Below are 20,823 nucleotides of genomic sequence, written 5' to 3'. Positions count from 1 at the left end.
TTACAAGATGGAAACAGTCCCCACTTTCTAGTTTACTGAAAAAACGGATGCCCGCCAATAGGGCATCCGTTTGCCTTGCGATCATGTCCCGGCATATGAGTGCAGCCCCGCGATGACGAGGTTGACCGCCACTAAGTTAAACATAATAATGGCAAAACCGATGACGGCAAGCCACGCCGACTTTTCTCCGTGCCAGCCTTTTGAGAGCCGGAGATGTAAAAAGGCGGCGTAAAACAGCCAGGTGATGAGTGCCCATACTTCTTTCGGATCCCAGCCCCAAAAGCGCGTCCAAGCAATTTGCGCCCAAATCATGGCAAAAATGAGCGCCCCGAGCGTAAACACCGGGAATCCGATCGCTACAGCTCGGTAGCAAATTTCATCAGTCAAATCCAAATTGACGTTTTTCACAAGCGGCTGCAATGCCGCTGCGATGCGTTTGCGCAATGCGAGACGAAGCGCGATGTACAACACCGCCCCAGCCATCAACGACCAAATGACGGTATTCAACTTTTTCGCGTTAATGATCGCCGGCATCTCAACAAGCGGCTCCATGCGGCCGGCGCTGTCTTTGGCGAGCTCGCCCTCATGCGGCCCGACGAGCGCCGGCATATGGTACTCGACTTCCGCCGGTTGATCGTTCTTGTCAATCCACGAAAATTTCGCCTCATACCCGGAAAGCCCGAACGCTGTCGAAACGATGACGAAACCGAGCGTGGTTACTAGGCAAAACATGACGGCTTCGAGCCAAAACGTGCGCTTCGACGGTTTCGACTGGTCGACGACACGGATCAAATAAATGAGCCCGGCGACAAAGCTGATGGCCAAAATCGCCTCCCCGGCCGCCGCAGTCGTGACGTGAATGTGCAGCCAGTCGCTTTGCAAGGCGGGAATGAGCGGCGAAATTTCGCGCGGAAACATGCTCGCATAGGCGATAATGAGCAACGCGACCGGCAGCGCAAACAAGCCGAGCACGCTCAATCGGTAAATGAAATACACAATGATGAAAGCGGCCACAAGCATCATGCCGAAAAACGTCGTAAACTCGAACAAGTTGCTCACCGGGGCGTGCCCAGCAGCCATCCAGCGCGTCACAAAATAACCGACTTGAGTAAGAAAGCCGATGATCGTCACGGCAATGCCAAGCTGCGACCAGCGGTCTTTTCCTTGCCGCTCCTTCCGTTTATCGCGAATGGCGCCGCCAAAAAGAAACGTGCCGATCAAATATAAAACGAACGAAATATATAGCAATGTGCTGCTAAGCTGTGCCATGCGCTTGCCCTCCCTGTCCGGCTTGTTTTCCTTCTTCGAGCCGATCGGCCGGCATCGCGACGCCGGTGCCGTCAAGCAGGCGGCGCAGCTCGTTTTTCAAGCCGAACCAGTTTTTATTCGTATGTGCGGCGATCCATAATTCGCCGTTCACCCGCTGCACCCAAACGCGGCGGTGGTTCCAATACATTCCTTGGATGAGCCCGATCATGAAAATCGCGCCGCCCACCCCTAAAATCCAAAGCGTGAAATCGCGGCGGACGGTCAAGCCAGAGACGTTGCGCGTCTCAAGCCCCGCAAACGCCATTTTATATTTGTTGTCGCCAAACGGTTCGATCGTTTGTTGGATGGCGACGAAACTGACTTCCCCTTCCGGCCGATCCGGCGCATACATTTTAAAGACGAACGCCGGATTGTTTGGCACGCGCGATTTCGTCGACGGGTTGCCGTCTTCGTCAAACTCAAAGTCAGGAAAATAGCTTAATAGCTCAACGCGATACCCCCGCCCGAGGTCGTACGTTTCTTTTGGATCGTACAAGTCGATCGCTACCGTGCCGAACGTTTTGCCCGACTGTTTATCCGCCAGTTGGAACGACATCGTTTTCGGCTCGTTCAGCCGGAAATCAACTTGATAGAGCGCGTAGTGGTTGAATTTCAGCGGTTCGTTGACGCGAATCGGATATTCTTTCACCTTTTCGAGCTTCGGCTTGGCGCCGGCGACTGTCGGGCCGACGCGCTTATACAAGACGACATTCGTCTGATAGTTTTCCGCAATCATGCCATCGCCGACGCGGTCGATGGCGGCATTAAACACTTCATTGTCTTCGCCTTTTTTGTACGTATCAAAAATAAACTTTTCGCTTTTTAAAAAGTATTGGCCGTCAGTCCCCGGGATTTCTTTCGTTTCCCCTTCGCGAATCCACATCACCTCATCAATGTACATGCCCGGCACCGAGCGGAGCATGGCCCCGATTAAGAAGATGATCAGGCCAACATGGTTCACATACGGCCCCCAGCGGGAAAAGCGCCCTTTTTCGGCGAGCAGATGGCCGCCTTCTTCGCGGATGTGGTAGCGCTGCTTGGCGAGCCGCTCTTTCAGCAGAGCGACCGCCTTGTCCATATCGCCGACGCGCGAGACGCCAAACAGCCGCTGCCGCTCCAAAAAGTGCGGATGGCGCTTCACTCCTTGCCGCTTCAAGGCGCGGTAAAGCGGCACGACGCGGTCCAAGCTGCAAATGACAAGGGAAACGCCGATTGAAGCGATGAGCAGCATGTACCACCACGAGCCGTACAAATTGTTAAAACCGAGCTCGTAATAGAGCTTTCCCGCCCAACCGTACTGCTCTTCGTAGTATTCAGCCGGATTCACGTTCGGCGGGATATACATTTCTTGCGGAAAAATCGTGCCGACGGCCGAGGCGATGAGCGTGATGACGATGAGCGCTACCCCGACTTTGACCGAGGAGAAAAACGCCCAAATTTGGTCGACGATCGTTCGGTTGTACGTTTGTGACCGTCGTGCGCTCCCTTCGTAGCGCATATCTAAAAGCGGCTTCTCTCCCTGCTCCTCAAGCGGCTTGCCGCACGACTCGCAAAACGCTGTGCCGTGCGGGTTGACGTGTCCGCATTCGCATTTGACGTGTTCCATGGCGCAAAACTCCTCACGGTTTGATGCTTTCTAGGTGCTGCTTGATACCTTCTTTTGTCATCGTGCCGGTAATGATTTTTTTCACTTCGCCGTTTTTGTCGATCAAAAACGTCGTCGGCAGCGGCCCGACGTTATACGCGTTCAGCACTTGATCCTGGCGGTCGATGACAATCGGAAACGTTAAGCCGAAGCGTTCGGCAAACTTTTCGACGCTCAGCTTCGGTTCACCGACATTGACGGCTAAAATTTCAACCCCCTGCTTTTTATAAACCGGATACAGTTCGTTCATGTACGGCATTTCCCGTTCACACGGCTTGCACCACGTTCCCCAAAAGTTTAAGAAGACGCCTTTGCCGCGATAGTCTGAAAGACGATGTTCACGCCCTTTTAAGTCAGCGAGCACAAAATCGGGCGCTGTTGAGCCGACAGCGACCGCCGCTTTCTCTGTGAAAAAGTTGGCGTAAATCGTATAGCCGAGCGCGGCCAGCAGCAAGAGCAAAATAGCCGTTCTCATCACTAAGCGCTGTTGTTTTTTCATCGCTCAAACCCCTTCAATTTCTCATCCCCCTGCGGCCGATGCCGCAGGGGCCGACGTGGCAGTTCATAATCTCCCATTTTCCATTATAGCAAAGTTTCGTTCCGCCCTATGCACAAGGAATATGAACGTTATGTGACAAAGTTCGTCGCTATTTTTTCCCTCCGGACTGGGCGATCGCGCGCAGCAGCTTCACTTCATGCGGCGACAGCTCGCGGTATTCGCCGGGGCGAAGCCCTTTCAAATCGAGAAACGCGTACCGCTCCCGCTTCAGTTTCAGCACTTCGCAGCCGATCGCCTCAAACATGCGGCGCACTTGCCGATTGCGCCCTTCATGAATGCGGATTTCGACAATGGCCGTCCGCTTTTTCCGGTCAGCCGAGAGCAGTTTCACTTTCGCTGGCGCCGTCATGCCGTCTTCCAACAGCACCCCTTTCTCGAGCTGTTTCAGCTGCTCGCGCGTCGGGATGCCTTTCACTTTAGCGACGTACACCTTCTCGATCTCATAGCGCGGATGCATCAGCAAATGGGCGAAATCGCCGTCATTCGTCAACAAGAGCAGGCCGGACGTATCGTAGTCAAGCCGCCCGACCGGGTAAATGCGCTGGTGGAGATCTTTAAAAAAGTCGGTCACCACTTTGCGCCCTTTCTCATCTTTGACGCTCGAGATGACGCCGCGCGGCTTGTAGAGCAAATAATATGCCGGCTCCTCGCGCTCGACCGGGATGCCGTCGACTTCCACATCGTCGCTCGGCCCGACTTTGACGCCGAGTTCGGTGACGACGCGGCCGTTGACTTTCACCCGCCCTTGCAAAATCATTTCTTCCGCCTTGCGCCTTGACGCGATGCCGGCGCGGGCAATCACTTTTTGCAACCGTTCCATTTGCTTCTCACCTCTTTCATCATCTTACCCTTTCCGTTAGACAGATACAAGCATGCCGCTTTTATTTTTATCATCCCGGGCCGGAAATCCCCTCCTTTTCGAAACGTGAGCACAGGCTGCGAGTGCTCAACGGATCGGAAAGCGGCTCTCAAACAAAAACCCGCCGGACGGCGGGAAAACAAAAAACGGACGCGGTCAGCGCCCGAATACAAACAAGACGATGAAAAAGGAAACGATAAAGCTAAGAATGTCCGCTAAAACGCCGACTTTTAACGCGTCGCCCATTTTTTTGACGCCGACGGCGCCAAAATAGACGGTGAGCACATAAAGCGTCGTCTCGGTGCTGCCTTGGATGGTGGAAGCGAGGCGTCCGATAAACGAGTCAGGGCCGTATGTGGCAATTAAATCGGTCGTCATGCCGAGCGCGGCCGTGCCGGAAATCGTGCGAATCGCGGCGAGCGGAACGACTTCGGCCGGCAGCCCGATGGCCGCAGCGAACGGCTTGATCGCCGCCATCAGCGCCTCAAGCGCCCCGGATGCACGGAAAATCGCGACCGATACTAACATGCCGACTAAATATGGAATGAGCGAAAACGCAATTTCGATCCCTTCTTTGCCGCCTTCGACAAACGCCTCGTACGTCGGCACTTTTTTTACCGTGCCATAGAGCAAAATAAAGGCGATGAGCCCCGGAATGAGCCAAACTGAAAGAAGCTGGACGATGGCCATCATGGCTTCCTGCCTTTCCGCATCCGTTTCCAATAATAATACCGGTCAATCAATACCGCCCCAATCGTCGAAACCGTCGAGGCGACGACTGTCGTGCCGATAATTTCGCCCGGCGACGCCGAACCGTACGTCATCCGAATCGAGATGACAGTCGCCGGAATGAGGGTAATGCTTGACGTATTAATGGCTAAAAACGTCACCATCGACCGGCTCGCCTCGTCGCTGCCGCCGTTGAGCCGCTTCAGCTGCTCCATCGCCTTAATGCCCATCGGCGTCGCTGCATTGCCAAGGCCGAACATATTGGCGACCATGTTCGAAACGATGTAGCCGAGCGCCGGATGGCCGGGCGGCACTTCCGGGAACAGGCGGCGCACAACGGGCATGAACAGGCGCGCGACTTTATGAAGCAAGCCGGCCCGCTCAGCGATCGCCATCAATCCAAGCCAAAACACTAAAATGCTGATCATGCCGATGCTGATCATCACCGCTTCTTTGGCGCTTTCGAACACCGCCTTGTTCACTTCCTCCATCGTGCCGTTGGCCGCAGCAAAGGCGATGCCGATGACCGCCATCATCACCCAAATGAGGTTAACCATCGCTTCTCACACCTAAAAACCGAAATACTTGCCAAAAGAACCCCCGGCTGCTTTTGCCCTTCTCCGGCTCATAAAAAAGCGGCACCGCATCAACCGCCTGTTTGTTCAAATAAAGCACCGCTTTTCCGACTGCGGTCGGCGCGCGGCTCGGGGGTTCCTTCCATTCATCGCGCGGCTCCAACAAATATACTTTCACCCGCAGCTCCCCCGTCTCCTGTTCGGTCACCGGATATTGCAAATCGCGGGCTGCCCGAAGCCGCCCCTCGTAAAACGGGTCGGAAATTTTCTTCACGACCCGCTCGCCGCTGACTTTTGCGATATGGTAGTTGGAAAACCCATACTCATACATGGCGATATGATCGTTCCAGTCGTCCGGAGCGTCCAATGTCACCGCGATCAACTCGATGCCGTCTTTCGACGCTGTCGTCACAAGTGTGCGGTGCGCCCGTTTCGTATAGCCGGTTTTGCCGCCGGTGCAATATTCGTAAAGGCTTGTCAACAGCTTATTTTTATTCCGCCATACACGCGCCCCGTCTTCACCAGGCGGGGCAGGAGCACGGTACACTTTCGTTCCGGAAATGCGGCGAAACTCTTTATTTTTCATCGCATATTGCATCAACAACGCCATGTCGTAAGCGGTTGAATAATGGTTTTCCGCATCGTCCAGCCCGTGCGGATTGGCAAATTCCGTATCGCGCATCCCGATTTCAGCCGCCTTTTCGTTCATTAAAAACACAAACCCCTCGACACTGCCGCCGACATGTTCAGCGATGGCGACCGCGGCGTCATTGCCGGAACGAAGCATCAGTCCGTATACGAGGTCGCGCAGTTTTATTTTCTCCCCTTGACGCAAGTAAATCGACGACCCTTCCGTCCGGACGGCGCGGGCGCTGATCGTCACTGTATCATCAAGCTTCCCGGACTCAATCGCCAAAATGGCGGTCATAATTTTCGTAATGCTGGCGATGCGCCGCTTTGTATAGGCGTCTTTCGCAAACAAAATCCGCCCGGAATGTTGCTCTATTAAAATCGCGCTTTTCGCGCTCACCCCGTCCATGGCGTGCAGCTGCCCCGGAACACAGAATGTGATCCCCGCAATGAGCGCAATGAGCCAAACGAGCCGCTTCCACCTCTTCATCCGATATCGGCGAGGATCCCCCTCCTTCGGCAAGCAGGGAGGAATCGCCTGTTCCTCCTTTCCAATTAGGCTGAAATGAACGCAGCAGAGGGAACTCCGCAACGGAAACAGGCTGGGCATGGAGGCCATGCTTTGTACAAGTGTATGCGCCGCTCGGACAAATATGATGAAAAAATATGGCTGCAGAAGCGCTCACAGGCTTCCGCCAGGAGAAGGATGACACTCCAAGCGCGATGCCTAGAAGGCTGGTGATTTAATACAAAATACTGCTAGTTCCAGCTGTTTCCCAATGAGAAAAACTTTGCGAAATCAGCCTTCTTTTTTGGCGAAATGCCGCTGATTTGCTCGTGACAGCCGTTTTTCACCGGCCTTCTAGAGCAGCCGCGCATCGTTTGTTCAGCGAACCCCCCCTCTAGACAAGGAGCTGGCTTTTGCCCGCTCAAAAAACAGGCGGGGTGACCCCCGCCTGTTTAAAATGGCTGCCAGCGCAGCTTCCGCGCCTCATCGAAGCGCGCTTCGACATTGCGCCAGTTGACGACGTTCCACCAATGTTCGATATACGCCGCCCGATCGTTTTTATATTGCAAGTAGTACGCATGCTCCCATACATCAAGCACAAGAAGCGGAATCGTATCCCATTGCGTCATGAGCTGGTGTTTTTCCGCCTGCAAAATTTCGAGCCGATGCGCCCGCGGCGCCCAAACGAGCAGCGCCCAGCCAACCCCTTCGGCGCTTTTCGCCGCTTCGGTGAAGTGGCGCCGGAATGCGGCAAAGCTGCCGAAGTCGCGTTCCATTTGCGCCCGCAACTCCCCGCGCGGCTCGCCGCCGCCTTCCGGGTGCATGTTATACCAAAAAATGGTGTGCAAATAGTGGCCGGAACCGTTGAACGCCGCCTCCCGCTCCCAATGTTTCAACAGTTCAAAATTGTTCGTACGGCGCGCCTCAGCCATCATGCGCTCCGCCTTGTTCAGGCCGTCGACGTAGCTTTGATGATGCTTCGTATGGTGGAGACGCATAATTTCTTCGGAAATATGAGGCTCAAGCGCATCGTAGCTGTACGGCAGCGGCGGCAGCACATGCTTGCCAGGCGGGATCGGCCGCTGCCGTTCACCATCGGCCTCGCCTTCCTCTTGACGCGGCTCTTCGTCAATCGTCTTTTCCTTGTGCAACTGCCCGCCATCAGCGGAATCCGCCGATGAGGATGCGATCGGCTCCGCCCGTTCCGCCGCGGCGGCCGGCTCTTGTTCGCTATCTCCCTCATGTGTGACGATCTCTTCAACGCTTGGCTCTCCGCCGCCTTCCTGCTCAAGCAAAACGGCTTCTTCTTCCCGCCGTGGCGAGTTTTCCTCCTGTCCGCCGGCTACTGGTTCGACAAGGCGAACGGCTCGAACATACACATCGTCAACAAGGCGTTGCAGTTGGCCAATTTCCTCCTCCGTCCACTCGCCGTCGTGTTCTTCAATGTGCGCCAACAAAGAAGAAAGGCCGATGTCATCCACCGCTCCGCGCGCGGATAGGGCGTGCTCCATTTGTCTCCCCCACTCAGCCGCTTCAACGGCATAATGGCGAAGCGCAGCGGCGTACACGTCATCCACAAGGCGCGTGAGCTCACGGATGGCCTCTTCCGTCCACGCTCCGTCATGTTCAGCGATAAACTTTAGCAGCGCCGAAGCGCCATCAGTGCTTGCCCCGCGCAGCGCCAGCACCTGCTTGACCTGTTCTCCCCATCCGTTCACCTCAGCCGCATACCGGGCAAACAACGTTTGGTCGTCCATTTGGTAAAAACCTCCTCCTGCTTTTTTCGCCATATCGTATGCCGGCCTGGGAAAATCGTTCTTGTCCGCATTCACCCAAATTCCTAACCGCACATACATATAGGAGCGAGATGATCAACACAGGCAAAACATAGCAAGGAGGGAAAAGCAGAATCGTCGCATTCCCCTGTGCGACGCGCTCTGCGAAAAAACGAATGAGCAAACCGATTGAGCAAGAAGCGCTTTTTGAACTCCGTTTTTGGATGCAAATTCTTGGCGACCATTGCCGGTTTATTGTTGAAGCGCTCGCCGAAAGCGAGCGGGCAGAAATCAACGAAGCGAAACAACTGCAGCGCCTGTTTGACGACTTGCTCGCCGAAGCGCGCCAGCCGGAGGCCGCCGCGGCGTGGTCCGCGCTCATCATCCGCGGAAAAGAAGCGGGTGAACGGCTGCGGGCGTTCAAACTCCATTTGCTGCGGCGCCATGTAACCGAGTCGTTTCGCTTTTCATTGCCGCCGACGTTTTTGAACCATATGGTGAACGAACTTGATGAATGGCTGCGCCTCGCGGACTGCTACGCCCAAGGAAAGCGGCCGCCGCGCGTTCATCCGCTTCATCACGATTTGCTTTGGCTGCTTGACGCCGCCGGCCATGCCGGGGCCATTCACGATCGGCTCGACCATACGGAAAAGCAGCTGAAGCAGCAAAGCCATACGTTCACGAAGGAATGGGAAGCCTTTTATCTGAAAGCCATTGAGATGGCCGGCTATTTGCGGGCTAACGTTCATCAGTTTCCGGCGCTTTCCCGCTTCCACCGTCAAATCGAGCTGGAAATGGCCATTTTCCAAAGCTTTTTGCACGAGCTCGAGGAGATGGAATTAAACAATGAAGTGCTTGGTGTGCTGTCGCCGCTCATGGCCGACCATATGGCGCGGGAAGAATGTTACTATTTGCAAAAGCTGGCCGAGACTACCGGCGAGGTGAAGCCGCCGGCGTGCGACCCGACCAAACCGCGGACGGAATAGCCGGATGAGAAAAAGCGGTTCGCCCGAAGGAACCGCTTTTCCGCAAAATCACTTCGCGCCCGGCGGCTGGCAAACAACGCCCGCCGACCGCTCCAACCGCCCCTAAAAACCGGCCGTGCCGGCCCGGCGGCCGCGTTCTGTCGAAATGTAAAAAACGATGCCCCGCACCCGTCTTCTGTTACGATGGCAGCGGCAGGCGGCAAGCGCCAGTGGCCGCCCATTCGCTCACCAACGCCTGCAACGTTTGGCCATCAACGGCGGCAAAATAGCGGCGCAGCTCATCCTCGTCATGAATATAGACGCGCCGGCGCTGCCGATAGGCCGGATTTTGCCATAAACAGACGAGGGCGACGATGTCGCGCAAATGAATGTTGCGTCCGGCGGCCGTAAACAGCGGATCGCCTTCGTATGGCAGCACATCAAGCAGCGCCGCCTCAAAATGGCGCAAATACAACACAGACAGCGTCCGCTCTTCACCGCCGTCACGATAGGTGACTTCTGAGCGGTTAAAATAGTCTTCAAACGTATTCGACTGCGATTTTTGCAGCTCTTCGCCGTACAAGCGGCAAACGTTCATGAGCGCCCCCCTTCCCGATCAGCCGTTTTTTCTTTAGTTTACCATATTACGGCTTTTCGTCGCTCAAATTTTCCGCCAATTTTTCAAAAAATAAATCCGCCTCCCGCTCGAGCTCGCCATCATCCGCCCATTCAGGCAGCGGCGGCAGCTCCTCGAGCGTTTTCAGCCCAAAATAGTCAAGAAATTCCGCCGTTGTGCCATACAAAATCGGGCGCCCGGTTCCTTCGGCACGCCCAACCTCCTTAATGAGCGCCCGGGCCATTAGTGTCTGGAGCGGTTTGTCGCTTTTCACGCCGCGAATTTCCTCAATCTCGGCGCGTGTAATCGGCTGGCGGTAGGCGATGATGGCCAGCGTCTCAAGCGCCGCCTGCGACAGCGACGACGCCCCTGGCGCCTCAACGAGCTTTTTTAAATACGGGGCGTGCTCTTTTTTCGTCGCCAGCAAAAACACGCCAGCCAGCTCTATGAGCTGAATGCCGCGCTCCTCCCGGCTGTAATCTTCCCGCAGCGCCGCAACGACCGCTTTCGCCTCCGATTCGTCGACATCGAGCACGGCGGCGATTTGGGCGAGCGACAGCCCCTCGTCGCCAGCAGCAAACAGCAGCGCTTCAACGATCGCCTTCGCCGGGCGCCCCGCGCCGGCACCGTCTTTTTTTACCATTTCCTGTTGTTCCATCGCGCTTCGCCGCGCCAAGCGTTCCTCGCTGGCGCAACAGTCCCCCTTTCTGTCCGTTTCCGTCAGCCGCCAGGACGGCAGCCGTTCTGCGCGGGCGGCGCGCACCGCCTGTCCAATAGGCCAGCGGAACATTGTTTGCGCTATTTACCAAATCGGCGGCGCCGCAAAAGGAAAGCGGCCCGCTGCCGCGAACCGCCGCAGCCAAACCGGCGCGCCCTAGTAGGCTGGTGATTTCGTACAAAATACTGCTAGTTCCAGCTGTTTCTCAATTGGAAAAACCTTGCGAAATCAACCTTCTTTTTTGGCGAAATGCCGCTCATTTGCGCGTGACAGCCGTTTTTCACCGACCTTCTAGACGGCCGGGTGTTTGGCCGCAATAAACAAATCGCTGAAATTCCGCTCTTGTTCAATGATAATTTTATTTTGCTTCATCAATTCCAAAATGGCTAAAAAAGTGACGACGATATACGAACGGTCATAAGCCGGAAACAGCTCATAAAAGTGTTTCCGCCCGTTCGTTTGTCTCAGCTCATGCAAAATTTCCGCCATCCGCTTTTCGACGGAAATGTCTTGGCGGGAGATCTTCGTCCGCACCGGTTTTTGCAGCTTTTTGCGGCGCAGCAGTTTCGACAAGGCGCCCAACATATCGTATACGTTGACGTCAAGCAGCGCGGCCGCCTTTTTTTCATCGGCATACGCGCTTAAGTCGCTTGGCGGCTTTGTAAATAAAAGCGCCCGCTCTTCTTCGCGCTGTTTCAGCTCGCGCGCCGCTTCTTTAAACTTTTTGTATTCGAGCAACCGCTGCATCAGCTCTTCGCGCGGATCGTCCGCCTCGACAAACTCGATGTCGCCGTCGACCTCTTCCTCCGGCGCCGGCAGCAGCATTTTGCTTTTGATCGCCAGCAGCGTGGCCGCCATCACTAAATATTCGCTGGCGATATCCAACTCGAGCTCTTGCATGGCGTGAATGTACGCCATATACTGTTCCGTAATTTGCGCTACTGGAATATTGTAAATATCAATCTCATAGCGATTGATTAAATGCAACAGCAAATCGAGCGGCCCTTCAAACGCTTCAATTTTGACACTGTATGGCAATTGCACATCCATCCCACCATTTTTTCCACAGCCATCGTCCGTGCATCCCGTCCTCGGTTGCGGTACACTTATTGTACCATAATCAAACGATGAAGCGAACGGAAACCGGCCGCTTTTTTGCCCTTGGGGCCGCGGCGACGTATAATGAAGAAGGAAGCTTTCCCTTCGGCATGGCAGCCGCTGCCGTCAGGCAAGGAACAAGGCGGCGGTGTCAGCTTCACCCCGACGGCGGGGCCGCTTTCAGGCTGGTTAGGCCTTTGCGAAAGGAACGATGGTCGATGTATCCGAAGGCGTATATTGATTATTTAGTCCATTTCCATGGCGACCGCGACTATTTTGAATGTCATGAAATTTTAGAGGAACAGTGGAAACGAGACGGCCGAACAATCGAATGGCTTGTGCTGATCCAAATCGCGGTCGCCTTCTACCATTATCGGCGCGGCAACACCTCTGGGGCGCTGCGCCTTGTGAAACGGGCGCGGGCGTTGCTTAAGGAGGCGCGCGGGATGATTCGCCGGCTCGGCCTCGATGATCGGGCGCTCGCCGCCTTGCTCGATGATACGGCCAGACGCATCGCCCATGGCGAACCGTATGAAAGCATCGAACTGCCGATTGCTGACCGCTCGCTCTATGAGCAGTGCCGGTCCGCCTGCGCCGAGCGGCAGCTCGTTTGGGGACAGGCAAGCAACGCTGCTGATCTTGAGCTCGTCGACAAACACCGGCGGCGCGATCGCACCGCCATCATCGCCGCTCGCGAACAAAAAAAGCGGGCCAAAGCGGAGGGGAAATAAGCTCGCCCCTCCGCCGCCCGCAAAAGCGCGGCGCCGCGCCGAGTTTTTATTCAGCTAGCACGTTTGGCATTTATCGAAAAACGAGGCGGTCCACTCATTGGCGCACAGCCGGCGGTCAGGGTACGCCTCTTTTAACGCCTTGACCATCTGTTTCCCGATCCCTTGGTGGCGGTGTGACGGGTTGACGCTAATGTGTTGGATTTGCACAACATCGGGAGCGCGCAGCAGGACGCCGATAATGCCGACGATGTCATCCCCTTCTTTCCATAAAAACAGTTGCCAATCGCTGTTCGTTTCGTACTGTTTGATCGTCTGCTGCAGCCGTTTCAAGTCTTTTTCCGTCGGCATAAACGACAGCAGTCCCATGGCAATTTTCTCATAGTTTTTTCGGTAACGGATCAACATAAAAATCCCTCATTATCGACAAGCGCTTTTCCGAAAAGGAAAAGTGTTTGTCATTTTCTCTATACGTATTATAAACATTCTCACCGATATTGTGAACCATTTCATGCCTTTTTACGCAAATTACGCAAGCGTCCGCAAGACATTCGCCATTTCGATCGCGGAAACAGCAGCCTCCCATCCTTTATTGCCCGCTTTTGTGCCGGCCCGCTCGATCGCCTGCTCGATCGTATCGGTTGTCAAAACGCCGAAAATGACCGGAACGCCGCTTGCAAGCGCCGCGTGGGAGACACCTTTGGCCGCCTCGCTGCACACGTAGTCAAAATGGCTCGTCGCGCCGCGGATGACGGCGCCAAGCGTAATGACAGCGTCAAATTGCTTCGATTCGGCCATTTTTTTCGCCACAAGCGGAATTTCAAACGCGCCCGGCACCCACGCGACAGTGATGTCGCTGTCGCTGACGCCATGCCGCGTCAAGCCGTCAATGGCTCCAGACAAGAGCTTGCCGGTGATGAATTCGTTAAAGCGGGCGACGACGATGCCGATTTTCAGCCCAGTGCCGACGAAATTTCCTTCGATGACGTTCATGGTTCGTTCCCCTTTCATCAAAAATGAAGCATATGCCCTAATTTTTCATATTTGGTGCGCAAATACTTTTCGTTTTCCTTTTTCGGCGGCATTTGAAGCGGAACGCGTTCGACGACTTCGAGCCCGTGCCCTTTTAAGCCGGCGATTTTGCGCGGATTGTTCGTCAGCAGACGCATTTTCGTCACGCCGAGATCTTTTAAAATTTGCGCCCCGATGCCATAGTCGCGCAAATCGGCCGGAAAGCCGAGCTTCTCGTTCGCCTCGACGGTATCATACCCTTGCTCCTGCAGCTTGTAGGCGCGCAGCTTGTTCATGAGTCCAATGCCGCGCCCTTCTTGGCGCATGTAAAGCAGCACCCCGCTCCCTTCCGCTTCAATTTGCCGCAGCGCCGCATGCAGCTGCGGGCCGCAATCGCACCGATACGAACCGAACACATCGCCGGTTAAACATTCCGAATGGACGCGCACGAGCGTCGCTTTGTCCGGAACGATCTCGCCTTTCACGAGGGCGACGTGCTCTTTTCCGTCTAAAACGTTCGTATAGCCGATGGCGCGAAACTCGCCGAACTCGGTCGGCAGCGAAATTTCCACTTCGCGTTTCACTAGTTTTTCCCGCTGGCTTCGGTACGCGATTAAATCTTTAATCGTAATCATTTTTAGTCCGAACTGATCGGCCATATCCCGCAAATCAGGGACGCGCGCCATCGTCCCGTCTTCTTTAATAATCTCGCAGATGACGCCGGCCGGCTTCGCTCCACATAAGCGGGCCAAATCGACCGCCGCCTCCGTATGGCCGGCGCGCCGCAGAACGCCTCCTTTTTTTGCGATTAGTGGAAAAATATGCCCTGGGCGTTTGAAATCGCTCGCCTTTACGTCCGGATCAAGCAGCGCCTGGATCGTCGCCGCCCGCTCGTAAGCACTGATCCCGGTCGTCGTCGTTTTGTAGTCGATGCTTACCGTAAACGCCGTGCCGTGCGCATCGGTGTTATGGGTGACCATCGGCTCAAGCCCGAGCCGCGCCGCCAATTCTTCCGTAATCGGGACGCAGACGAGCCCGCGGCCGTGCGTAATCATAAAATTAACGACGTCCGGCGTCGCCTTTTCGGCCAGCGCCACAAAATCACCTTCGTTCTCCCGGTCTTCGTCATCGCAAACGATGATCACTTCGCCGTTTTTCAGCGCGGAAAGCGCCGCTTCGATCGCATCAAACATGGTCATTTGCCCCCTTTTCCCGCTCATTTATAGCCGTGCTGCTCCAAAAACCCCACCGTCAATCCGGAAGGCGACATTTCTTTCGCTGCGAGAAAGGCGGCGACGTATTTGCCGATCATATCACACTCAATATTGACGAGATCGCCGGGCCGTTTTTCGCCTAAAATCGTCGCCTCCCGCGTATGCGGAATGAGCGAAATAGTAAACGTGCGCTCGCTCAAGCCGAAAATCGTCAGGCTCGTCCCATCGACGGCCACCGACCCTTTCTCAATCATATATGAACACAGTGAGGGCGGGGCTTCGATTTCATAGTAGACGGCGTTCGCTTTCGGCCATTGCCGGATGATGCGTCCGACGCCATCGACATGCCCGGTAACAAAATGGCCGCCAAACCGACCGACGGCCGCCATCGCCCGCTCTAGGTTCACCTTCGCCCCTGGCTTTAATGTGCGCAACGCTGTTGCCTTCACTGTCTCCGGCATGACATCGACCGTAAACTGTCGATCCGTAAATGAAGTGACGGTCAGGCAGACGCCGTTGACGGCGATGCTATCGCCGAGCTGGACGTCTTCAAGCACCCGCCTGGCGCCAATCGTCATCACAATGGCGTCGCCCGTTTGCCTCATTTGTTCAATCGCGCCGATTTCTTCAATAATACCGGTAAACATCATGCTCTCCCCCTTCTTTTCGGTACAGCGACGATTTTGATATCCGGACCGACCATTTCCACTCGCCGGATGTCAAGCTCCATCGCCTCGGCGAGACGCGAGAAGCCAAAACCGCCAATGGGCGTTGGCGCTTCACGGCCGCCGATGAGTTTCGGAGCCATATAGGCGACGACTTCATTGACCGCCCCAGCGCGAAGAAAGCTGTCATGAACTCGCGAGCCGCCCTCGACAAACAATGACGTGACGCGCTGCTCGCCAAGCAGGCGGAGCACATCGCCCACATCAACGCGCGCGCTCGCCATCGACACGATGCGCACCCCAAGCCGCTCATACGCCTTCATCTTTTCCCGGCTGACGCCGTCGCCGGTGATGATCCACGTTTCCGCTTCCTTGTCGGCAACAACATGGGCATCAAGCGGCGTATGCAAGTTTGTATCCAAAATGATCCGCAGCGGGTTTTTCCGTTGTTCCCCGATGCGAACGGTGAGCTTCGGGTTGTCAGCCATCACGGTGTTGACGCCGACTAAAATGGCGTCATGCTGGGCGCGGAGACGATGGACATCCTCACGCGCCGCGTTGGATGTGATCCATTTGCTTTCCCCTATCGCCGTCGCAATTTTGCCGTCGAGGCTGCACGCATACTTGATCGTCACAAACGGCGTTTTCGTCGCAATATAATGGAAAAACATGCGGTTTAACTCATCCGCTTCTTCTTTTAATATTCCGACATCCACGTCAATGCCCGCCCGGCGCAGCTTGTCAATGCCTTTTCCGGCGACAAGCGGATTCGGGTCGGTCGTCGCCACGACGACGCGGCGGACGCCGGCTTCGATGAGCAAATCGGCGCATGGCGGCGTTTTGCCGTAATGGCTGCACGGCTCAAGCGTCACATATACTGTGGCCCCGCGCGCCTTTTCGCCGGCCATGCGAATCGCATGCACCTCGGCGTGTGGCTCCCCCGCTTTTAAGTGGGCGCCGAGTCCGACAATCATGCCGCCGTTCACGACGACGGCGCCGACAGCAGGATTGGGGGACGTTTGACCAATCCCAGCCTTAGCTACATCAAGCGCCAACCGCATGTAATATTCATCGTTGTACACCATACCCACCTTTCCTCTATAAAATAAAAAACCCCGGAGACGCTCCGGGGCTTTGAGACGTGAGAGAATGATCCATGATGCGCATAACGGCAAACAAGAACATTCGTTCGTTAATCAAGGTTGTGTTTGCCGTACGGAAACGGAGGCTGTTGCCATGCGGGCCGGACGACAGACGCCACCTTTGCCGACACCGCTCGGCTTAAAACAGCCGTGCGCACATTCTCATCCTTCTCCCATCCAGACTATACTGTCGGCTCCGGAATCGCACCGGATCGTGCCTATACGGCTCGCGGGCTGAGAGGCATCGGCCTCATCACCGCCGGTCGGGAATTTCACCCTGCCCCGAAGGATGCATTGCGATATGATTATGTTCTATTATACCACATTGGCAGCCTTGCATCATCACTTGGCGATCCAAAGCCAATATGCTGCTCCCCATAATAAGCTGGCCGCCAGCAAGAAGAAAAACAACCGCCAATTGTTTCGGCTTGTCCGCTCGTCATCTTCCGTCCGCTGCTTACGGTTCGTCAACCACTTTCACTTCCTTCATCACATCGCCGTTTTTCATCGCCTTGACGACGTCCATCCCGGACGTTACTTGGCCAAAGACGGTATGCACCCCATCTAAGTGCGGCTGTGGTTCATGGACGATGAAAAACTGGCAGCTGCCGGTATCGCGGCCGCGGTGCGCCATCGAAATCGCCCCAGTGACATGCCGGTGCGGATTGTTGTCCGTCTCGCACGGAATCGTATAGCCGGCATCGCCCGTCCCGTTGCCGCGCGGACAACCGCCTTGGCTGACAAACCCGGGGATGACACGGTGGAACGTCAGCCCGTTATAAAATCCTTCGTTCGCTAATTTTTCAAAGTTAGCCACCGTCACCGGCGCCTCATTCGGAAACAGTTCAAATTCAATTTTCCCGCCATTTTCCATCAAAAGATAACCTTTTTTCGCCATCACGCTTCATCTCCTTTGTCACGCTTGAACCGTCTTTATCATACCATGATTGGCCAACGGAAAGAAAGCAAAAATGCCTGTTCACCCACACACCTAATGTTTTTTTAATATAACAATTGATATGAAGCACAAATGGGCACACTAGTGATAATCATAGGCGGGGTTAAACGATCAAGGGGGGCTTCCGGTGATGTTGTTGATGACGGTGACCGTAATTGTATTTCTCGTTTTGTTTATCATCATGCCAAAACAGCTTTCAACGCTTGAAATGTACACGACCTCGCTGTTTGCCATTTGTCTCGGCCTCTCTGCCGATTTATTTCTCGATCTCAAATACCATTTATACGGCTATTTTGATCCCGGGGTTGACGGGCCGGCATATTTGTTCATGATTTCTGTTTACGCCATCGTCAATCTTCTGTTTTTAAACATTTACCCGCTGCGGCAGCCGGTTTGGAAGCAAGCCGCCTATATCGGTGGGTGGTCGCTCTTTTCCGTTCTCTATGAAATTGCCGCGCTGCGGACGGGGCTGCTGTACTACCGCGGCTGGAAGCTTTCCTACTCAGCGGCTTTGTACCCGCTTTTGTTCCTTATTTTGCTGATTCACTTTCTCCTTGTGCGCCGTCTGGCGGCGAAGGCGGAACGCCGTTTCGATAGAAAAACAGACGGGCGTACGGTATAATGATAGTGCATTTTTTATGAACAGGGGGGGCGAACTGCGTGAAACGAACGATCGCTTCATCGCTGCTGGCGGTTATGCTGCTGGCGTTTCCAGCCATAGTGGCAGCCGATGCCGCGCCGGGCGACGTTATTGTAACGCTCGGGGAAAACTTGACAGACGAGCAAAAGCAAAAAGTGCTCGAAGAAATGAAAGCGCCGGACGGGGCACAGACGGTTACCGTTTCAAACGCTGAAGAGCATAAATATTTGGATGGGCTCATCCCAAAAGCGCAAATCGGTACGCGCGCCATCTCATCGTCGATGATTACGATCGGCGAACCGGGCTCCGGACTGAATGTCGAGACGCATAACATCACATGGGTAACGAAAGAAATGTATACGAACGCCTTAATTACCGCCGGGGTGAAAGACGCTGACATTTACGTCACCGCCCCGTTCCCGGTTTCTGGCACCGCCGCGTTGACCGGACTAATGAAGGCGTATGAAATTTCCTCTGACCAAGCTATTCCGGACGCTGTGAAAAAAGTGGCGAACGAAGAAATGGTGCAAACGGCGAAGCTGGCCGACTCGATCGGTCCGGACAAGGCGGTCGCCTTGCTGGCGAAAATCAAAGAAGAAATCGCCAACAACCCGCCGCAAACGGACGCCGATTTACGCGCCTTGATTGAACGAATCGCCAACGACCTTGGCATTACGCTGAGCGCAAACGAAATCAACAGCCTCATTTCCCTCTTCCATAAAATGCAAAGCGCTGATATCAACTGGGATCAAGTCAATGACCAACTCAGCAAAGCAAAAGAACAACTGTCGGCATTTTTGCAGTCGGAAGAAGGAAAAACGTTTATCCAACATGTCGTTGACATCCTAAAAGAGATTTGGAATGCCATCAAATCGGCGTTCTCCTCGAGTCAATAAAAAAGCCCGCTTCACGCGGGCTTTTTTATTTTCTCACCTTCGCCTTGAACGGCAAATCGTGCTGGATTACATCTTCATATGTTTCCCGTTTGACAACGAGCTGGGCGTCGCCATTTTCGACGAAGACAACCGCCGGGCGCGGCAGACGGTTGTAGTTGTTCGCCATCGAATAGCCGTAGGCGCCGGTGCAAAAGACGGCCAAATAATCGCCTGGCTTCGCCTCGGGCAGCGCGAGATCCCAAATGAGCATATCGCCCGACTCGCAGCACTTCCCGGCGATTGACACGGTTTCTGTCCGCTCGCCTAGCACCCGGTTGGCGATCACCGCTTCGTATTTCGCCCCGTACAGCGCTGGACGAATGTTGTCGCTCATTCCACCGTCGACCGCGATATATGTGCGGACATTCGGCACGTCTTTGCGAGAGCCGATCGTATAAATCGTCGTCCCCGCATCGCCGACGAGCGAACGGCCCGGCTCGATCCAAATTTCCGGCAGCGGAAGCCGATGCGCTTCAGCCTGCTTTTTCACTTCCTCGACGATGCAATCGACGTACGCTGACACCGGAATAGGATCGTCCTCCTCCGTATAGCGGATGCCAAAGCCGCCGCCAAGGTTGATGACCGAAGGGACAAATCCGTGCTCCTTGTTCCATTCCGCCATCTTTGTGAACACTTTTTGTGCAGCAAGCACAAAACCGGCCGTTTCAAAAATTTGCGAACCGATATGGCAGTGAACGCCAAGCAGCTGAAACGCCGGCGATCCCATCACACGGCGGAACGCCTCATCCGCCTGGCCGTTGTTTAAGTCAAAGCCAAACTTTGAGTCTTCCTGCCCCGTTAAAATATAATCGTGCGTATGCGCCTCGACGCCCGGTGTGACGCGGAGCAACACCGAGACCGCCCGGCCGGAAGGAACGGCCAGTTGTTCAATGAGCTCGAGTTCGTAAAAGTTGTCAGCGACAATGCAGCCGACGCCATGTTTGAGCGCCATCTCCAGCTCGTCCCGACTTTTATTGTTGCCATGGAAATGGATGCGCTCCGGCGGAAATCCAGCAGCGATCGCCGTATACAGCTCCCCGCCCGACACGACGTCAAGCGACAGCCCTTCCTCAGCGGCGAGCTGCACCATGGCAATCGAGGAAAACGCCTTGCTCGCGTAAGCCACTTGCGCCCGCACGCCATGGCGGCGGAACGCTTCTTTAAACGCGCGCGCCCGCGCGCGGATCAACGCAACGTCATAAATATAAAGCGGCGTGCCGTACGTCTCGGCCAACTCGACCGTGTCGACGCCGCCGATTTCCAAATGCCCTTTTTCATTGACGCGGCTCGTCCCATGAAAAAACATGAAAATCCCTCATTCCTCATCAAAATGGCGCAAAAAAAGCAAAAAGACAGTTCGCGATCGGCAACTGCCTTGAAAAAACAAAGCCGCAGAGCGATCGGCTCTGCCACACAACGGGCTCGCTATACAGCCATGCACCCGAGCGCGTCCGAACGGAGCGAACGGCCCGCCCATCCCGCACTTTCAAAGGTGCGGAACATCAAATATAACTTATCATAATTATATACAAGTTGCAATAGCGC

Annotated in this window: 24 protein-coding genes and 1 riboswitch; of the genes, 5 read left to right on the top strand and 19 right to left on the bottom strand. The window is 55.0% G+C overall.

Annotation, left to right across the window (positions count from 1 at the left end; translation table 11 throughout):
* Positions 1–81: 81 nt before the first annotated feature.
* From ccsB to IC803_RS05455, 8 genes are all read right to left on the bottom strand, one after another.
* Positions 82–1,269, bottom strand: coding sequence for a c-type cytochrome biogenesis protein CcsB (gene ccsB / locus IC803_RS05490; protein WP_081209168.1), 1,188 nt, complete (start codon positions 1,267–1,269; stop codon positions 82–84).
* Positions 1,256–2,914 (bottom strand): cytochrome c biogenesis ResB family protein, encoded by a 1,659-nt coding sequence (locus IC803_RS05485; RefSeq protein WP_081209170.1) that lies wholly within the window; start codon positions 2,912–2,914, stop codon positions 1,256–1,258. Before IC803_RS05485 ends, ccsB begins: the two co-directional genes overlap by 14 nt.
* A gap of 13 nt (positions 2,915–2,927) precedes the next feature.
* A complete protein-coding gene (gene resA, locus IC803_RS05480) occupies positions 2,928–3,452 on the bottom strand; it encodes a thiol-disulfide oxidoreductase ResA (protein ID WP_081209172.1) in 525 nt (174 codons plus the stop codon).
* Positions 3,453–3,600: 148 nt separating this feature from the next.
* Positions 3,601–4,332: a pseudouridine synthase gene (locus IC803_RS05475; protein WP_081209174.1), complete on the bottom strand. Its 732-nt coding sequence runs from the start codon at positions 4,330–4,332 to the stop codon at positions 3,601–3,603.
* A gap of 195 nt (positions 4,333–4,527) precedes the next feature.
* Complete coding sequence (locus IC803_RS05470) at positions 4,528–5,061, bottom strand: spore maturation protein (RefSeq protein ID WP_081209346.1); 534 nt, start codon at positions 5,059–5,061, stop codon at positions 4,528–4,530.
* Positions 5,061–5,657 carry a nucleoside recognition domain-containing protein gene (locus IC803_RS05465; protein WP_081209176.1) on the bottom strand — a complete coding sequence of 199 codons (597 nt, stop codon included), beginning with the start codon at positions 5,655–5,657 and terminating at the stop codon, positions 5,061–5,063. The genes IC803_RS05470 and IC803_RS05465 overlap by 1 nt, the downstream gene beginning before the upstream one ends.
* On the bottom strand, positions 5,650–6,795 hold the full coding sequence (locus IC803_RS05460) for a D-alanyl-D-alanine carboxypeptidase family protein (protein ID WP_081209178.1): 1,146 nt from the start codon (positions 6,793–6,795) through the stop codon (positions 5,650–5,652). The genes IC803_RS05465 and IC803_RS05460 overlap by 8 nt, the downstream gene beginning before the upstream one ends.
* Before the next feature lie 470 nt (positions 6,796–7,265).
* Complete coding sequence (locus IC803_RS05455) at positions 7,266–8,570, bottom strand: superoxide dismutase (protein WP_081209180.1); 1,305 nt, start codon at positions 8,568–8,570, stop codon at positions 7,266–7,268.
* A 194-nt stretch (positions 8,571–8,764) separates the two neighbouring features.
* Here IC803_RS05455 and IC803_RS05450 point away from each other — a divergent pair, with 194 nt between their 5' ends.
* On the top strand, positions 8,765–9,574 hold the full coding sequence (locus IC803_RS05450) for a DUF2935 domain-containing protein (protein WP_081209182.1): 810 nt from the start codon (positions 8,765–8,767) through the stop codon (positions 9,572–9,574).
* A gap of 178 nt (positions 9,575–9,752) precedes the next feature.
* Here the strand turns inward: IC803_RS05450 and IC803_RS05445 are convergent, their stop codons facing one another.
* From IC803_RS05445 to IC803_RS05435, 3 genes are all read right to left on the bottom strand, one after another.
* The gene (locus IC803_RS05445) at positions 9,753–10,151 is read right to left on the bottom strand and encodes a hypothetical protein (RefSeq protein ID WP_081209184.1); all 399 of its coding nucleotides are present in this window, start codon (positions 10,149–10,151) and stop codon (positions 9,753–9,755) included.
* A gap of 46 nt (positions 10,152–10,197) precedes the next feature.
* Entirely contained in the window at positions 10,198–10,827 is a 630-nt protein-coding gene (gene scpB / locus IC803_RS05440) for an SMC-Scp complex subunit ScpB (RefSeq protein ID WP_081209348.1), read from the bottom strand.
* A 351-nt stretch (positions 10,828–11,178) separates the two neighbouring features.
* On the bottom strand, positions 11,179–11,937 hold the full coding sequence (locus IC803_RS05435; RefSeq protein ID WP_081209186.1) for a segregation/condensation protein A: 759 nt from the start codon (positions 11,935–11,937) through the stop codon (positions 11,179–11,181).
* Positions 11,938–12,203: 266 nt separating this feature from the next.
* Between IC803_RS05435 and IC803_RS05430 the strand changes: the two genes are divergently transcribed.
* Positions 12,204–12,716, top strand: a complete 513-nt coding sequence (locus IC803_RS05430) for a DUF309 domain-containing protein (protein ID WP_081209188.1) — start codon at positions 12,204–12,206, stop codon at positions 12,714–12,716.
* A 54-nt stretch (positions 12,717–12,770) separates the two neighbouring features.
* On the opposite strand, the gene IC803_RS05425 is transcribed toward IC803_RS05430, so the two are convergent.
* The 7 genes from IC803_RS05425 to IC803_RS05400 form a co-directional block, all read right to left on the bottom strand.
* A complete protein-coding gene (locus IC803_RS05425; RefSeq protein WP_063165398.1) occupies positions 12,771–13,121 on the bottom strand; it encodes a GNAT family N-acetyltransferase in 351 nt (116 codons plus the stop codon).
* Between the two features lie 120 nt (positions 13,122–13,241).
* The gene (ribE, locus tag IC803_RS05420; protein ID WP_063165397.1) at positions 13,242–13,706 is read right to left on the bottom strand and encodes a 6,7-dimethyl-8-ribityllumazine synthase; all 465 of its coding nucleotides are present in this window, start codon (positions 13,704–13,706) and stop codon (positions 13,242–13,244) included.
* Positions 13,707–13,723: 17 nt separating this feature from the next.
* Positions 13,724–14,917, bottom strand: a complete 1,194-nt coding sequence (locus IC803_RS05415) for a bifunctional 3,4-dihydroxy-2-butanone-4-phosphate synthase/GTP cyclohydrolase II (protein ID WP_081209190.1) — start codon at positions 14,915–14,917, stop codon at positions 13,724–13,726.
* Positions 14,918–14,940: 23 nt separating this feature from the next.
* Positions 14,941–15,585 (bottom strand): riboflavin synthase, encoded by a 645-nt coding sequence (ribE, locus tag IC803_RS05410; RefSeq protein WP_081209192.1) that lies wholly within the window; start codon positions 15,583–15,585, stop codon positions 14,941–14,943.
* Positions 15,585–16,685 (bottom strand): bifunctional diaminohydroxyphosphoribosylaminopyrimidine deaminase/5-amino-6-(5-phosphoribosylamino)uracil reductase RibD, encoded by a 1,101-nt coding sequence (gene ribD, locus IC803_RS05405; protein ID WP_081209350.1) that lies wholly within the window; start codon positions 16,683–16,685, stop codon positions 15,585–15,587. The genes ribE (IC803_RS05410) and ribD overlap by 1 nt, the downstream gene beginning before the upstream one ends.
* A 221-nt stretch (positions 16,686–16,906) precedes the next feature.
* Positions 16,907–17,039: riboswitch (FMN riboswitch) on the bottom strand.
* A 48-nt stretch (positions 17,040–17,087) separates the two neighbouring features.
* A complete protein-coding gene (locus tag IC803_RS18345) occupies positions 17,088–17,216 on the bottom strand; it encodes a hypothetical protein (protein WP_255396845.1) in 129 nt (42 codons plus the stop codon).
* A complete protein-coding gene (locus tag IC803_RS05400; RefSeq protein ID WP_081209194.1) occupies positions 17,203–17,643 on the bottom strand; it encodes a peptidylprolyl isomerase in 441 nt (146 codons plus the stop codon). The genes IC803_RS18345 and IC803_RS05400 overlap by 14 nt, the downstream gene beginning before the upstream one ends.
* Positions 17,644–17,833: 190 nt before the next feature.
* On the opposite strand from IC803_RS05400, the gene IC803_RS05395 reads away from it, so the two are divergent.
* Positions 17,834–18,325 carry a CBO0543 family protein gene (locus IC803_RS05395; RefSeq protein ID WP_081209195.1) on the top strand — a complete coding sequence of 164 codons (492 nt, stop codon included), beginning with the start codon at positions 17,834–17,836 and terminating at the stop codon, positions 18,323–18,325.
* 38 nt (positions 18,326–18,363) lie between these two features.
* Positions 18,364–19,239, top strand: a complete 876-nt coding sequence (locus IC803_RS05390) for a DUF1002 domain-containing protein (RefSeq protein ID WP_081209196.1) — start codon at positions 18,364–18,366, stop codon at positions 19,237–19,239.
* Positions 19,240–19,264: 25 nt separating this feature from the next.
* On the opposite strand, the gene lysA is transcribed toward IC803_RS05390, so the two are convergent.
* Entirely contained in the window at positions 19,265–20,584 is a 1,320-nt protein-coding gene (lysA, locus tag IC803_RS05385; RefSeq protein WP_081209197.1) for a diaminopimelate decarboxylase, read from the bottom strand.
* Here lysA and IC803_RS05380 point away from each other — a divergent pair.
* Positions 20,573–20,800, top strand: coding sequence for a hypothetical protein (locus IC803_RS05380; protein WP_081209198.1), 228 nt, complete (start codon positions 20,573–20,575; stop codon positions 20,798–20,800). The genes lysA and IC803_RS05380 overlap by 12 nt on opposite strands.
* Positions 20,801–20,823 lie beyond the last annotated feature (23 nt).

The sequence above is a fragment of the Geobacillus sp. 46C-IIa genome (assembly GCF_014679505.1).
GTDB lineage: Bacteria > Bacillota > Bacilli > Bacillales > Anoxybacillaceae > Geobacillus.
This window is presented reverse-complemented; position numbering and strand designations above follow the sequence as displayed.

What these genes read in the sequence shown, in the direction of transcription:
- ccsB (WP_081209168.1), bottom strand. Translation starts at nt 1,269, where the DNA reads ATGGCACAGCTTAGCAGCACATTGCTATATATTTCGTTCGTTTTATAT.
- IC803_RS05485 (WP_081209170.1), bottom strand. Translation starts at nt 2,914, where the DNA reads ATGGAACACGTCAAATGCGAATGCGGACACGTCAACCCGCACGGCACA.
- resA (WP_081209172.1), bottom strand. Translation starts at nt 3,452, where the DNA reads ATGAAAAAACAACAGCGCTTAGTGATGAGAACGGCTATTTTGCTCTTG.
- IC803_RS05475 (WP_081209174.1), bottom strand. Translation starts at nt 4,332, where the DNA reads ATGGAACGGTTGCAAAAAGTGATTGCCCGCGCCGGCATCGCGTCAAGG.
- IC803_RS05470 (WP_081209346.1), bottom strand. Translation starts at nt 5,061, where the DNA reads ATGGCCATCGTCCAGCTTCTTTCAGTTTGGCTCATTCCGGGGCTCATC.
- IC803_RS05465 (WP_081209176.1), bottom strand. Translation starts at nt 5,657, where the DNA reads ATGGTTAACCTCATTTGGGTGATGATGGCGGTCATCGGCATCGCCTTT.
- IC803_RS05460 (WP_081209178.1), bottom strand. Translation starts at nt 6,795, where the DNA reads ATGAAGAGGTGGAAGCGGCTCGTTTGGCTCATTGCGCTCATTGCGGGG.
- IC803_RS05455 (WP_081209180.1), bottom strand. Translation starts at nt 8,570, where the DNA reads ATGGACGACCAAACGTTGTTTGCCCGGTATGCGGCTGAGGTGAACGGA.
- IC803_RS05450 (WP_081209182.1), top strand. Translation starts at nt 8,765, where the DNA reads ATGAGCAAACCGATTGAGCAAGAAGCGCTTTTTGAACTCCGTTTTTGG.
- IC803_RS05445 (WP_081209184.1), bottom strand. Translation starts at nt 10,151, where the DNA reads ATGAACGTTTGCCGCTTGTACGGCGAAGAGCTGCAAAAATCGCAGTCG.
- scpB (WP_081209348.1), bottom strand. Translation starts at nt 10,827, where the DNA reads ATGGAACAACAGGAAATGGTAAAAAAAGACGGTGCCGGCGCGGGGCGC.
- IC803_RS05435 (WP_081209186.1), bottom strand. Translation starts at nt 11,937, where the DNA reads ATGGATGTGCAATTGCCATACAGTGTCAAAATTGAAGCGTTTGAAGGG.
- IC803_RS05430 (WP_081209188.1), top strand. Translation starts at nt 12,204, where the DNA reads ATGTATCCGAAGGCGTATATTGATTATTTAGTCCATTTCCATGGCGAC.
- IC803_RS05425 (WP_063165398.1), bottom strand. Translation starts at nt 13,121, where the DNA reads ATGTTGATCCGTTACCGAAAAAACTATGAGAAAATTGCCATGGGACTG.
- ribE (WP_063165397.1), bottom strand. Translation starts at nt 13,706, where the DNA reads ATGAACGTCATCGAAGGAAATTTCGTCGGCACTGGGCTGAAAATCGGC.
- IC803_RS05415 (WP_081209190.1), bottom strand. Translation starts at nt 14,917, where the DNA reads ATGTTTGATGCGATCGAAGCGGCGCTTTCCGCGCTGAAAAACGGCGAA.
- ribE (WP_081209192.1), bottom strand. Translation starts at nt 15,585, where the DNA reads ATGTTTACCGGTATTATTGAAGAAATCGGCGCGATTGAACAAATGAGG.
- IC803_RS05400 (WP_081209194.1), bottom strand. Translation starts at nt 17,643, where the DNA reads ATGGCGAAAAAAGGTTATCTTTTGATGGAAAATGGCGGGAAAATTGAA.
- IC803_RS05395 (WP_081209195.1), top strand. Translation starts at nt 17,834, where the DNA reads ATGTTGTTGATGACGGTGACCGTAATTGTATTTCTCGTTTTGTTTATC.
- IC803_RS05380 (WP_081209198.1), top strand. Translation starts at nt 20,573, where the DNA reads ATGAAAAAACATGAAAATCCCTCATTCCTCATCAAAATGGCGCAAAAA.
- lysA (WP_081209197.1), bottom strand. Translation starts at nt 20,584, where the DNA reads ATGTTTTTTCATGGGACGAGCCGCGTCAATGAAAAAGGGCATTTGGAA.